We start from the raw sequence: 12,611 nt of genomic DNA on the forward strand, positions 1-12,611 counted from the left end.
TTTACAAGAGTAGCGCTCTTGTTTTATTAAAAATTGATTCTGCGGCTTAAAAAAAGAACCCCGCAGCGAAAACTGCGCGGGGTAATGGGGAGGTATAATGAACCTGACCAAAATTCTAATCACGCGAGATAAAAAGTAGAGCCCCGACGCTTTCGGCCGGCGTCGGGGTCGCGCTCGGCATTTGAGGTGCATGACCTTGCCGTGCGCTCTATCCGCTGAGCTTCGTACGACCCAGCGAATAACTGAAAAATGCCCTGCCGAGGGACGAGCTAGGCAGGGCTGCGCGCGATGGTTCTGGTGCCAGTAGAGGTGAACTGGCGCGAAGTTATCGTTCTTGCATCATTAAAACTCTGGGGAGGGGGAATGGTTCCGCTGTGAGCGCCACGCTATTCCTCCGGGTCAGTTCCCATCTCTCCCATCTGGACGCGCTTAGCCATGCTGGCGGCTGGAGGTCAGTCAGCGTCGGCGCGTACCCTAGAAAGCGGATTCCCCCGTCCTCCTACTAATCCGCTTGATCCTTGATGTTCTTTGAGAAATCTACGACTTTCACTTTATTCCCGTAATCCCTCGCGGCCTCTTCCTCTGTAAGATGATCAAGTGGAATATACGTATGGATTTGATTGCCCGCTGCCTCGCGTTGCCTCTGATGCTCACGAACAGCGTCTCTGAGGCCTTGTATAAATGTGGCGTCTGGGCGTGACTCCCTGCCCATAGGGCTTGGATGTGATGACATTACCGCTTGAAGGATTTCATCGATAACCGCACGAAACGTTTCGTTTTCGATGTTCGTGATGTGTGGGCAATCCGCCAGTCTGTCTCGTTCACGCTTCAGGTTGTCGTGAAACCTGATTTCATTCCAATTAGCCATAGTCCCGCCTAAAGTTTAGAATTGCGTGGATTGTTTTGTATCCAAATTGTTTCGACTGTGCAGCCTAACAGGCCTGCACGGGGGCTCAGACCAGCTTCAAGCCAGTTTTGTTCCCTCCGGTTGGGCTTCCTGGTGCTCCGGTCAAACCAAAGACCAATTTTTCAACTTCATCGTGGGGCCACCCGAGCTCCTTCGCGATATCTGCTTTAGTCATTTTGCGCTGCCAGAGATCCGTGAGAACGAGCTGCCAAAGCGTTGACCTTTCTCGTTCGATGCCGATCTTCTCACTTTTCCGGTAACCGCGTTTCGCTAGGTCGATACAGAAACTACGGTATTGCCAATCGGATAAGAAGCCTAGCTGGTTCAATCTAACAGTAAGGGCCATGGCAGAAACTCTCCATCGCTTCTTGGCGCTGATGATCAAATTGACGCTAATACCCCTTCTCGGCATTGTGGCCTTTATGTCATTCTCAGGCATCAAGAAGGCTGACCCAAATTGGTTGGCTTCTATTTCCGCAGATTTTGTAGGACGGGGACCCGCATGCTTATGCATCACGAGGTGGCCCAGTTCGTGGGCGCTATCAAAAATGCTATGCTCGGCGCTTTTACACGTGTTCAGGAAAACAAAAGGTTTTTCGTCGCGCCAGAATGAATAGGCATCGACGTTATCATTGTTCTCCGCCAACGACAGTACGCGAACGCCCTTCGATTCCAGCAGTTTAAGCACATTACCGATTGGTCTATCCCCGATACCCCAATGTTGCCTCACAAGCCGCGCAGCTCCTTCTGGATCATCAAGTGAACTGAGATCCAGAAGGTCGGGTTGTGGCAGATTATAATGCTTCTGAACCCAGTCGTAGAGCTCCAAGCCCAACGTACCGGCACAGAGCGCGGTATCGCGCTCTTTGGCACTCATCTTCTTCAAACTGCGGAAACTAACTGTTTCGGGATCGAGTTCTTCCGGATCGATATCAACTTCAAAAAACTCTGCTGGATATCCTAAAGCCTGCGCCAAAGCTCCGACAGTATCGTTATCGGGCGACCGTGTCTGGCCACTTTCGATGCGCGAGATTGTAACAGCCGTAATGCCGGACATTTCTGCCAGCTGGATACCAGAAATCCCTCGCCTTTTGCGGGCGAGGGTGAAGCGCTTACGGTTAAACATGGTCTCTACTAACGTCTCGAAATGGTTACGTCGAATTCGTCTGCCGGTTGAGGCGGGGTCGCATCTAGCTCAATTTTCCCGAAATCTGAGCCATCAGATACAAAAATTCTCTCAACAAAATCAATGAATTTCTTCTCTGCTACGATAGGTCTCGATACTTCGACGCCGCCCTTTTGATCGACCATTACAAAATATATTGCAGATCGAGCTCCAATAGGGGTGGGCTTGGGTGGAACCGCTACGCCTGCCTTTGCGAAGAGATTTCCTTGGCACGCGCGCTCAGCGCCCGCACCTTTTTCCGAAATGGGCTTGGGTTCCGTCAACGGATCACACGCTACATCGATATTTTGGAAACATACTTTTACCCCGGTATTGATATTAACAATTCCTTCGAGGCCTCCATCTCGGTCAAGGCGCCAAATGCTTCCGATATACTGTTGGCGCATTGACTCGACACCAAAGTGATATGCGAGCGAACCGGGTGCGTTCGCCGCCATTAGTGGACCAGCATCGAGACGATAACCGTGCGCCACGTCGCGAATCGTGAGAATGCCATCTTTGGATAGTCCCAGCGCAGTTAACCGAGCCTCTGCGGAGTGTGCTTCTACAATTGTGTACTTTGACTTGACGCTGCTCATTGCTCAAACCTTGTTAATTTTTCTTACCACAAATGTGGATCAAAAAATTAACAAGGTCAAGCCGGGTTCTGTTCCCTGTTCACAAGGAAATTGCGTTGCACCTTGAATCTTTCGGCGAGCGATTGCCTCAACTTCGGGTCGAATCGAATCCAAGGCACTGTTTTCCTTCAGAAGGTGGGGCAGGCGCATGAAAAAACATAATGTTTGCAACGAATACTTTTCTGCCCCACTTTTCTGCAAGCTATTGAAAAGGCCGGAAATCCCTAGAACCTCCGGTACTCCCATCTAACAGTGCGCTGCATCTGCTGCATAGCGGATGAAGATCTAGCCTCCAGAAGTGTAGATCGGCGGCTGCCAAACTGGCGGGTCGTAAGTCTTCGATCTTTTAATCTGACCAGTGAATCCAGTTGCGTCCCGTATCTTGGATTTATCTGACTTCCAATTGGTGCGATTTCTGTTCGGGTCTGCCATTATCTGAGTGATCATAGTGTGCGGATCTACGTCATAACGATAAAGCCCGCGATTGTTGAAATCGCCATTGTTGCCAAAAAAGAGAAGCCGCACTTCGTTCTCGTGTCGAAATGCACGCCGCTTCAGTAGCAAAGACTGCGCGAAACGATGAGCCGATAAAGGCATTGGTCCGCCTTCACCCAGGAATTCTATGAGACGTTTTTCCGTGCAGTATGAGACTTTGCCAAGAAAGCATGTCTGATGCCATGTCGATGCATGCGCCTGAGTAAGCCCCGCGAGGAGTTTACGGGGAGTAGAACGAATACGGAGATACCGCTCCGTAGGATCATTGGCGTAAATTCCCCACATGGCCTCGGAAAGATAGCTTCGGCTCCAGCACTGACCACCAAAGTCATCCTTAAAGCTGTAGGTAAACTTTCTGCCGTCGAGCACTCCTCCCAGTGCCAGTTGAAAATTTTCGAATTTATCTTTCCAGTTCTTAACTTGACTAATCACATTCTTCTTTTGGACGAAAAGATCTAAAACGTACTGTTCTTTCATTATCCGATAGATTGGTTCATCAAGTTGCTTCTCTGTCAAGTTGAGAAAGTTTTGTTCTGCCAATACGACCTCCCGCGGTTTCGAATCGTATCCCCTTCGAAGGGGCTAATTTGTTCCAACTTTGTATTATTTATATATCTTGCCGGATCAAGAAAAGTTGGAACTCCTGCTGTAATTGCAGGGTATGTTGCCGCCTTCTAAGCCGGTGCTGGACCTCGCGCGGGCCGTGAGCGGTGCGTCGATATCAGGTATGAAATAGCCGGAGTATGGGTACACATATAGGCGCATAAATAAGTACACATAACGGCGCACAAAAAACCTAGAAACCCACAAAACATGGATTTTTGGAGCAATAAAGTTGCTAGTGGCTCCAACCGACCGTACCATTGTCTCTCATATATTCGTTGCGAGTTTAAATCAGCGATAAAACGCTGGTTCGTAGATCTGAGAAAAATTTATAAAAACAACAGTTTGACGCGAATTGCAGGAATGCGATAGCGCGCTCGATGCTTTAATTGGAACCAATAGCCTACCCTGCCATTAGGTCTGTAGCGGCAAATCTTATGCCGCTGAAACCAACAGGAGGATTTGATCCATGAAACAGGTCAACCCGACTGAGGCAAGGCAGGGGCGCGAAGGCAAGCCCGTTCTCATCGTGCTGCTGGTCAGTATCGCGGCGGCACTGGTCGTGTGGGTGCTGGTCGAAATCTACGGCACCGTTATTTCTCCCGATGAGAATACGCCCAATGGCGAGAACTCCCTGCCACCCGCCACGACGGAATCGGTCCCACCGGCGTCGGCGAAATGATCGTTTGCTTGCGAGTGCGCGTCGTTGGTACATTCGTCTATAGCGGAACCAAACCCAATGGTGCCCGTTGTGAAGCATGGAACAATTCTGGGCTGAATTTACGCATGAGAATGTAATCAGTTTGCCGGTGGTTCTGGCGCGGATGCTGCTGGCAACACTGCTCGGTTCCATTATCGGTCTGGAGCGGGAATGGCGTCGGCGACCGGCCGGGTTGAAAACCCATATGCTCGTCTGTCTCGCCTCCGCTACCTTCACGATTGTTTCGCTGGAACTGGTCAATGTGCCGGTATTCAACGATCAGAATATCCGGATGGACCCTTCGCGGCTCGTTGAAGCAATCACCAGCGGGGTCGCCTTTCTGGCGGCGGGTTTCATCATCTTCGCACGCGGAAAAATAACCGGCATCACGACCGGCGCTGGCATGTGGCTTGCAGCCTCAGTGGGGCTCGCCAGTGGTCTGGGCCTCTGGCATATCGCAATCATGGCGACGTTGATTGCCGTCACGGTTCTGGTCGTGGTGGGCAGGATGGAAAACTCGGTTGGCCCGGACAACAGCAAAGTCGAGGACAAAACCTCCTGAGCGGTTACCGAGCCAACAGTTTGCCGGAGTGACGGATCAAGCGTCGGCGAGCGCTTCGGCGATGCTGTCCTTCAGGGCAAGGCGCTGTTTGCGCAAATTTGTTTCTTCTTCCTGGCTTACTGGCGCAATCTTCGTTTCAGCGCGGTGGATGCGGTCATTGACGGAATCGTATTCTTCCAGAATGCGGGCAAAATGCGCATCCTTTGCCTTCAATGCGTGAATGGCGTCGAGCTGGCCGGGAAACTCTTCTCCAAGTGTATGGGGGGTGTTCGACATTCTTTAGCTCCTTCTTTTGTTGAAAAGAGCTTCGCAAGCCAGCGAGCCAAAGGCATTGATCGCGATCAAGTTGAGCGGAAAGGAATATGCGGAAACTGCATGGCTGGCATGCAAATGCCGATCTTCTAAGTTGTCAGTGCGATCCCCATCTCATGGGCACGGACCAATGAAGTGTCCGTGATGGAGAGAAAAATGTTTACCCGCTTCAATAATCGTTTCGGTCGTGCATTCGCGCAATTCGGCAGCGCCATTCGTGCTTCTGCTGCTGTGCGCGCTGGTCAGAAGCCTACTGCCCAGGACCTTGAGACGCTTGGTATCGACGTTGACCAGTTCCGTCGTATTCAGGGTTGAGCAATCAAGTAAGCGTATGCGTATCTGAGTAAAAAAGCCCCGGATTTCCGGGGCTTTTGTTTTTAGTCTTCGTCCGTCGCCATCTGGCTCAGCAGGGCACCCTTGCCGCGCTGGCGCATGATCATCGGCACAACGACTGCTGCAATCGCCAGTGCGATCAGTACAATCGATACCCAGGAATGCACCAGAGCCATCGGGTTGCCCTGACTGATCTGCAATGCCTGACGCAGGCTCTTTTCTGCCATTGGCCCGAGGATCAGGCCAACAACAACCGGCGCGATGGGATATGAGAAGCGCCGCAGCACGTAGCCCAGCACACCGAATGCCAGTAGCAGGCCGAGCTCGAATGAAACCGGCAGGCCGAACAGCATCGAGGTGGAGGCATTCGCACCGATTGTTCCAAGCGTTGCGAAAACCAGAATGCCTGCATAGAGCCAGTGGCGCGGGATGGTGAGCATCTTCACCCACAGGCCGATCAGTGGCAGGTTGAGAACCAGCAGCATCAGATTGGCCACGAGAAGGCTCGCCACCAGACCCCATACCAGCGTGGCATTGGTCACGAACAGGAGAGGGCCGGGCTGCAGGCCGAACTGCTGAAAACCGGCAAGCATGATTGCTGCCGTTGCCGTGGTTGGCAGGCCGAGCGTCAGAAGCGGCACGAGGGTGCCCGCAGCCGAAGCGTTATTGGCCGCCTCCGGTCCCGCAACGCCTTCGATAGCGCCTTTGCCGAATTCTTCCGGATGTTTCGAGAACTGCCGTTCCGCTGAATAGGAAAGGAAGCTCGACACGTCGGCGCCGCCTGCTGGCATGGCTCCGATTGGAAAGCCGATGGCGGTGCCGCGCAACCACGGCATCCATGAGCGTTTCCAGTCATTCTTGGTCATCCAGACGGAACCCTTGACGGCGATGACTTCATCCTCTGGTCGAAGCTTCTTCGACACGACCGCAAGGGTTTCACCGATGGCGAACAGCGCCACCGCCAATGTCGTGACATTGATCCCGTCGAGCAGGTTCGGCGTTCCCATGACGAGACGTGCCTGACCCGTCAGCTGATCGATGCCGATCAGGCCGAGCGCCAGTCCGATGAACAGGGATGTCAATCCGCGAAGCGTGGAATCGCCGAATGCTGCCGAGACCGTCATGAAGGCCAGAAGCATGAGCGCGAAATATTCGGACGGTCCGAAGGACAGGGCGAATTTCACGACCCATGGTGCGACGAAGGCAAGCGCCAGTGTGGCGAGCAGGCCTGCGATGAACGAGCCGATGGCCGCCGTTGCAAGCGCTGGCCCGCCACGCCCGGCCCGGGCCATCTTGTTGCCCTCCAATGCGGTGACGATGGAGGCGCTTTCTCCCGGCGTATTGAGCAGGATCGACGTGGTCGACCCGCCATACATGCCGCCATAATAAATGCCCGCGAACATGATGAGTGAGCCGGATGGATCCAGCTTGTAGGTAACGGGCAGGAGGAGCGCGACGGTAAGTGCAGGGCCGATACCCGGCAAAACACCGACAGCGGTGCCGAGCGTGACGCCGATCAGCGCGTAAAGAAGGTTCGATGGTTCAAGCGCCACCAGAAGTCCGTTGGCGAGAAGTGCGACAGTATCCATGATGGCACTGAGCCTTTAAAGCATTTCCAGCAAAAATGCGAAGCGGTTTTGCGTGGGATAATGCGACAAAACAAGGACTTAGAGCATTTCCAATGTTTCAGTCAAAACTGGGAATGCTCTAAACGAATTGTTCGAGCCAGCCGGACGGCAGCGATAGCTGCAGGCCGCGTGCAAAGATGAACCAGATCACGAAGGCGAAGACGATGCCGACGGGAACGCTGATCCAGAATTTGCGATAGCCGAAGCCACGTGCGGTTGCTGCGAAAAGCAGGCCGGTGGACAAGGAAAAGCCGACAGTCTTCATCGTCAGCATCTGGATGGCCAGACCGCCGATGATCCATGCCATCGGGGCGATCTCCTGATGCTCTCGCTCTGGAAAATCACCGCGAAGCGCCTCGAATACGGTCCAGATGGCAAGGCCGAACAATCCGGCTGCGACGACATAGGGAACGGTTTTCGGGCCGACCGGCGAGTAGCTCGTCACGTCGTTTCCATAGGTTGTCGACCAGGCAATGGCGATGGCGACAGCGGCAAGAACAAGGGCGATGACAAGAGCGGCGAAATCTGGCGCCGCCCCTTCCGGGCGGCGCTTTTCCTGCGGTTCTGTTCCTGTCATTTGACGAGGCCGATTTCCTTGAGGATGGTTTCAGTCGCAGCGACGTCCTTGGCAAGCTGCTCCTTGAACGCCGGGCCGGCGAGATAAGTATCCGCCCAGCCCTTGTCTTTCAGAGCCTTCTGCCAGGATTCCGACTTCACCATTTTCTCGATGTCGGCATTGATGGCAGCTTCCTGCTCGGCAGTGATGCCGGGAGCAGCGGCCACCATGCGCCAGTTCTGGATAGAAACGTCCACGCCGCCTTCCTTGAAGGTCGGTGCGTCAATGCCTTCCACGCGCTCGTCGCTCGAAATGCCGATGATGCGCAGCGTACCGGCCTTGATCTGGGCGTCGAATTCGCCATAGCCGGAAATGCCGACGGTTACCTGATTGCCGAGAATGGCTGCCAGTGCTTCGCCGCCGCCTGAGAAGGCGATGTAATTGACCTTGGTCGGGTCGACGCCTGCTGCCTTGGCAAAGAGGCCAGCGGTGATGTGATCGGTGCCGCCCGCAGAACCGCCGCCCCACGAAACGGAGCCTGGATCAGCCTTCAGCTTCGCGGCAAGGTCGCCAAGGTTCTGGATGTCGGAAGAAGCAGGCACGACGATGGCTTCATATTCACCGGTAAGGCGTGCAATCGGCGTGATGGCGTCGAGCGTGACCGGCGATTTGTTGGTCAGGATAGCGCCGACCATGACATAGCCACCGACGATGAGCTGGCTCGGGTCGCCCTTGTTCTGGTTCACAAACTGGGCAAGGCCGATAGTGCCACCAGCGCCCGGAACGTTGATGACCTGCACGCTGCCGGAAATCTTTTCGTCCTGAAGCGCGCTCTGCATCGTGCGCGCCGTCTGGTCCCAGCCGCCACCCGGAGCCGCAGGCGCCAGCACCTTGTAGTCTTCTGCGGAAGCAGAGCCTGCCATAGCCAACGCCGCTACCGACGTCAGGGCCAGAATAAATCTACGCATATGTCCTCCCAGATAGAATGTATGCCGCCTCCCGGCGGACCTCCCCAAAGTCCCGCTCCTCTAGCGGGAGAAAACTACATGGAGATTAGCGAAAACAAATTCAATAGGCCAGCGCATGCGACGATAGTTTGGCCGCAATTTAAATAACGGGCTTTCGAATCGCTTGAAAACCGTGTGTTGGAAATAGCCATCGAGACCTGCTTGACGGCGACATCGGGTCAACGTAATAGTGTAACGACGGTTCCCCGACCGAGAGCGAAGGGGATTAATAGGGAACACGGTGAGGACGACCCGAAAAGGGGCCAAGACCGTGGCTGCCCCCGCAACTGTAAGCGGATTGCCGTTCATCCTCGTGACGTTGAAAGCGTCATGCCACTGTGCCGGAGAAGCGCGGGAAGGCAGATGAACAGCAGATATTCGTGAGCCAGGAGACCTGCCGTCTAGTGTTGTCCATTGTCACGGGCGGGGATGCCCGGAGCAGGAGCCGGTTATGACAGATTTCCGCGTCGCAGGACGCATCCTTCCATCGTCATCACATGATTTCGACATGTCCCCGGATATGCCTGTCCGTCTTCCGTATCGGATTTTTTCCGTCAGCTGACAGGGCGTCTTTTTCTCATCATTTCGGGGACTTTCATGAATATTCTCGGCAAGATGCCGTTTCGCGCCGCCCTCTGTGCGGTTGCATTTCTCGCAGGCGGTTTGGCTGCACAGGCAGCGGAAACGCAATATCCGCTGACGCTGAAAAATTGCGGTCGTGACGTGACCTTCAAGCAGGCACCGAGCCGCGCGGTTGCGGTCGGCCAGAGCAGCGCAGAAATTCTTTACAGCCTTGGTCTCGGCGACAAGGTCGTCGGCACGGCAGTGTGGTTCGGGCCTGTTCTCAAAGGTTTTGAGGAGGTGAATGCCAAGGTAAAGCGGCTCGCCGATAACGATCCGAGTTTCGAAAGCGTTCTGGCGCGGAAGCCGGATATCGTGACGGCGGATTTTCAGTGGCATGTCGGGCCGACCGGCATTGTTGCGAAGCCTGAACAATTCGAGGAACTGGGCATTCCGGCCTATACATCGCCTTCCGATTGTGTTGGCAAGGACAATTCCAGCGGTGGCGACGGTGTTCGTACGGCAGCCTTCAAGATGGATATCGTCTATCAGGAAATCACCGAACTGGCGGAAATCTTCAATGTGCAGGATCGCGGCGAGAAACTCGTCGCCGACCTGAAGGCGCGCGAAGCGGCCGCGCGCGAAAAAATTGGGTCTGCTGGCGGCAAGCTGTCTGCCGTTGTCTGGTTCTCCAGCACGCAGGTCGATGCCGATCCTTACGTCGCAGGCAAGTTCGGCGCGCCCGCCTATATTCTTTCGGCGCTCGGCATCAAGAATGTGATCAACAGCGAGGAAGAATGGCCGACGGTCGGATGGGAAACGATTGCAAAATCAGACCCTTCGATGATCGTTGCTGCAAAGCTGGATCGCCGCCGCTATCCGGCTGACGATATCGCTGTCAAGCACCAGTTTCTTGAGAACGATGCGGTGACGAAGCTGATGCCAGCAGTCAAGGACAAACATGTCTTCGACATGGATGCGCAGTCGATGAGCACTTCGCTTCGCGTGATCGAAGGCATCGAAACACTTGCAGCCGATATCGCCGCCTCGGACCTGAACAAGTGACGGCGCGGGCAGCGACAACAGGCTTCAAACAGAAGGGAAGGGCCCGCTCCGGCGTGTTCTTCCTGGCCTTTTCGCTTGTCCTGCTTCTTCTTGCCCTTTGGCTCGGAGCGGCGATAGGCGAAACGGCGATACCGCTCGATGTGGTTGCGAAAACCGTAGCCAATCGGGTGTGGAATGCCGGATATCCGCTCGAACCCATCGATGAAGGGATTGTCTGGAGCTATCGCCTCAGCCGTGCGGTTATCGCTGCATGTTGCGGCGCGTCACTCGCAATATCCGGCGTCATTCTGCAGTCGCTGCTCCGAAACTCGCTCGCCGATCCGTATATTCTGGGCATTTCCGCCGGCGCCTCGACTGGAGCCGTCGCCGTTGCCATTCTCGGCATCGGCGCTGGCGTGCTGACACTCTCGCTAGGTGCGTTCATTGGCGCTATTGTTGCTTTCTGCCTTGTTTCCTTGCTGGCGCTGCGGGCGGGGCGGGGCAGCAGCGCGATCATTCTGGCGGGTATTGCCGGTTCACAGCTTTTCAACGCGTTGACTTCGTTCATCGTCACCAAAGCTGCAAATGCCGAACAGGCGCGCGGTATCATGTTCTGGCTCCTTGGCAACCTTTCCGGCGTGCGCTGGCCCGATGTCACTCTTGCTCTGCCTGCCTGTCTGATCGGTCTTGCCATCTGTCTGTGGCATGCGCGTGCGCTCGATGCCTTCACCTTCGGAACGGAATCCGCAGCTTCTCTCGGCATACCGGTGCGCCGCGTCTACGCGGTGCTGATCGGCGTCAGCGCCATGATGACGGCGGTCATGGTCTCCATCGTCGGCTCTGTGGGCTTTATCGGTCTCGTCATTCCCCATGCGGCGCGAATGGTGGTCGGGGTCAGGCACGGCAGGTTGTTGCCCGCGGCGGCCCTTATCGGAGCAATCTTTATGATCGTCGCCGATATTCTGTCGCGTATCATCATTCCGGGTCAGGTTCTGCCGATCGGGGTCATTACGGCGTTGTTCGGTGCGCCGGCCTTCGCCCTGTTGCTTGGACAAAGGAGGGCGTCGTCATGATCCTCTCAGCATGCAATGTCGGCTGGTCGGCGGGCAGTGTCGAAATCTTGCGCGATGTTTCGCTGGAAGTGGCGGAAGGTGAGTTTCTCGGCATCATAGGGCCGAATGGATCGGGAAAGACCAGCTTTCTGTCTTTGCTTTCCGGTGTTCGCAGATGCCGCGTTGGCGAAGTGAACCTCTGCGGTGCATCCATCGACAGTTTTAGTCGTCGCGAGATTGCGCGCCAACTGGCGCTGGTCGAGCAACAGGCGGGAACAACCGAGCGCATTACGGCGCGTCAAGCGGTCGAACTCGGGCGAACGCCCTATCTTGGGGCCCTGTCGCCATGGTCGGCGGAGGATGATGCCATCGTTGACCAGGCGCTGGTCAATGTCGATATGGTCCATCTGGCTGACCGCTATTGGCATACGCTTTCCGGCGGAGAGCGGCAGCGCCTGCATATAGCGCGCGCCCTGGCGCAGGAGCCGCGGATTTTGCTTCTGGACGAACCGACCAATCATCTCGATATCGGGCACCAGATCGGGTTGCTTGATCTTGTCAGTCGTCAAAAACTGACAGTCGTGGCCGCCTTGCATGACTTGAACCATGCCGCGATGTTCTGCGACCGCATCGCGGTGATGGACAAGGGCAATCTCGTCGCGCTCGGCACACCGCGAGAGGTGTTGCGGGCAGAGCGTATCGCCGAGGTCTTCGGTGTCGATGTCGACGTCGAATATCAGGGCATCAGCGGCTGTCACATCCGCTATCGTGCTCCAGGTCAGCGCCCGTTGGAACTCAGACATTCTGCATGATCGGTCAGGCTGCAAGTCGTTGTTTCGGTTGCTGCGGTACTTCTAATAAACGGGAAATAAATAGGATTATAAAATAGGTATTACTAATATTAATATTGATGTTTTCGGATAACATCATGAAAAGTTGTAGCTTTTTCAGAGTTTACTCACAGTAATGTGAGCGGTTTTGTTGACAAACTGTTTCCATCGCGTTGACGGTTGCGCTATACAGCCTCAGCGCATCAGGGCATGCATTC

Annotated in this window: 14 protein-coding genes and 1 riboswitch; of the genes, 6 read left to right on the forward strand and 8 right to left on the reverse strand. The window is 54.9% G+C overall.

Going from position 1 to position 12,611, the window contains the following annotated elements; all coding sequences use genetic code 11:
* Positions 1–502: 502 nt before the first annotated feature.
* The 4 genes from ABDF71_RS23000 to ABDF71_RS23015 form a co-directional block, all read right to left on the reverse strand.
* Positions 503–868: a hypothetical protein gene (locus tag ABDF71_RS23000; protein WP_258124133.1), complete on the reverse strand. Its 366-nt coding sequence runs from the start codon at positions 866–868 to the stop codon at positions 503–505.
* An 85-nt stretch (positions 869–953) separates the two neighbouring features.
* On the reverse strand, positions 954–2,033 hold the full coding sequence (locus ABDF71_RS23005; RefSeq protein WP_258124134.1) for a helix-turn-helix domain-containing protein: 1,080 nt from the start codon (positions 2,031–2,033) through the stop codon (positions 954–956).
* Between the two features lie 8 nt (positions 2,034–2,041).
* Positions 2,042–2,671, reverse strand: coding sequence for a hypothetical protein (locus ABDF71_RS23010; RefSeq protein ID WP_258124135.1), 630 nt, complete (start codon positions 2,669–2,671; stop codon positions 2,042–2,044).
* Between the two features lie 324 nt (positions 2,672–2,995).
* Positions 2,996–3,745, reverse strand: a complete 750-nt coding sequence (locus ABDF71_RS23015; RefSeq protein ID WP_258124136.1) for a hypothetical protein — start codon at positions 3,743–3,745, stop codon at positions 2,996–2,998.
* Between the two features lie 532 nt (positions 3,746–4,277).
* Between ABDF71_RS23015 and ABDF71_RS23020 the strand changes: the two genes are divergently transcribed.
* Positions 4,278–4,490, forward strand: coding sequence for a hypothetical protein (locus ABDF71_RS23020; RefSeq protein ID WP_010659108.1), 213 nt, complete (start codon positions 4,278–4,280; stop codon positions 4,488–4,490).
* 76 nt (positions 4,491–4,566) lie between these two features.
* Positions 4,567–5,070 carry an MgtC/SapB family protein gene (locus tag ABDF71_RS23025; protein ID WP_010659107.1) on the forward strand — a complete coding sequence of 168 codons (504 nt, stop codon included), beginning with the start codon at positions 4,567–4,569 and terminating at the stop codon, positions 5,068–5,070.
* 36 nt (positions 5,071–5,106) lie between these two features.
* Here ABDF71_RS23025 and ABDF71_RS23030 read toward each other — a convergent pair whose 3' ends face one another.
* Positions 5,107–5,346 carry an HP1242/YdcH family protein gene (locus ABDF71_RS23030; protein ID WP_010659106.1) on the reverse strand — a complete coding sequence of 80 codons (240 nt, stop codon included), beginning with the start codon at positions 5,344–5,346 and terminating at the stop codon, positions 5,107–5,109.
* A gap of 192 nt (positions 5,347–5,538) precedes the next feature.
* Here ABDF71_RS23030 and ABDF71_RS23035 point away from each other — a divergent pair, with 192 nt between their 5' ends.
* Positions 5,539–5,697, forward strand: a complete 159-nt coding sequence (locus tag ABDF71_RS23035; RefSeq protein WP_167387152.1) for a hypothetical protein — start codon at positions 5,539–5,541, stop codon at positions 5,695–5,697.
* Between the two features lie 62 nt (positions 5,698–5,759).
* On the opposite strand, the gene ABDF71_RS23040 is transcribed toward ABDF71_RS23035, so the two are convergent.
* The 3 genes from ABDF71_RS23040 to ABDF71_RS23050 all read right to left on the reverse strand — a co-directional run bounded on the left by ABDF71_RS23040 (position 5,760) and on the right by ABDF71_RS23050 (position 8,867).
* The gene (locus ABDF71_RS23040; RefSeq protein WP_010659104.1) at positions 5,760–7,304 is read right to left on the reverse strand and encodes a tripartite tricarboxylate transporter permease; all 1,545 of its coding nucleotides are present in this window, start codon (positions 7,302–7,304) and stop codon (positions 5,760–5,762) included.
* A gap of 118 nt (positions 7,305–7,422) precedes the next feature.
* Positions 7,423–7,920 carry a tripartite tricarboxylate transporter TctB family protein gene (locus ABDF71_RS23045; RefSeq protein ID WP_010659103.1) on the reverse strand — a complete coding sequence of 166 codons (498 nt, stop codon included), beginning with the start codon at positions 7,918–7,920 and terminating at the stop codon, positions 7,423–7,425.
* Positions 7,917–8,867: a Bug family tripartite tricarboxylate transporter substrate binding protein gene (locus tag ABDF71_RS23050; RefSeq protein ID WP_010659102.1), complete on the reverse strand. Its 951-nt coding sequence runs from the start codon at positions 8,865–8,867 to the stop codon at positions 7,917–7,919. The genes ABDF71_RS23045 and ABDF71_RS23050 overlap by 4 nt, the downstream gene beginning before the upstream one ends.
* A 221-nt stretch (positions 8,868–9,088) precedes the next feature.
* A riboswitch (cobalamin riboswitch) is annotated at positions 9,089–9,322 on the forward strand.
* Positions 9,323–9,503: 181 nt separating this feature from the next.
* Between ABDF71_RS23050 and ABDF71_RS23055 the strand changes: the two genes are divergently transcribed.
* From ABDF71_RS23055 to ABDF71_RS23065, 3 genes are read left to right on the forward strand one after another with little or no spacing between them, the layout of a single operon-like run.
* Positions 9,504–10,532 (forward strand): ABC transporter substrate-binding protein, encoded by a 1,029-nt coding sequence (locus tag ABDF71_RS23055; RefSeq protein ID WP_151663227.1) that lies wholly within the window; start codon positions 9,504–9,506, stop codon positions 10,530–10,532.
* On the forward strand, positions 10,529–11,584 hold the full coding sequence (locus ABDF71_RS23060) for a FecCD family ABC transporter permease (protein ID WP_010659100.1): 1,056 nt from the start codon (positions 10,529–10,531) through the stop codon (positions 11,582–11,584). The genes ABDF71_RS23055 and ABDF71_RS23060 overlap by 4 nt, the downstream gene beginning before the upstream one ends.
* Positions 11,581–12,375, forward strand: a complete 795-nt coding sequence (locus tag ABDF71_RS23065) for an ABC transporter ATP-binding protein (RefSeq protein WP_010659099.1) — start codon at positions 11,581–11,583, stop codon at positions 12,373–12,375. The genes ABDF71_RS23060 and ABDF71_RS23065 overlap by 4 nt, the downstream gene beginning before the upstream one ends.
* Positions 12,376–12,611 lie beyond the last annotated feature (236 nt).

This window comes from Ochrobactrum sp. WV_118_8 (genome assembly GCF_039631535.1).
Lineage (GTDB): Bacteria > Pseudomonadota > Alphaproteobacteria > Rhizobiales > Rhizobiaceae > Brucella > Brucella anthropi.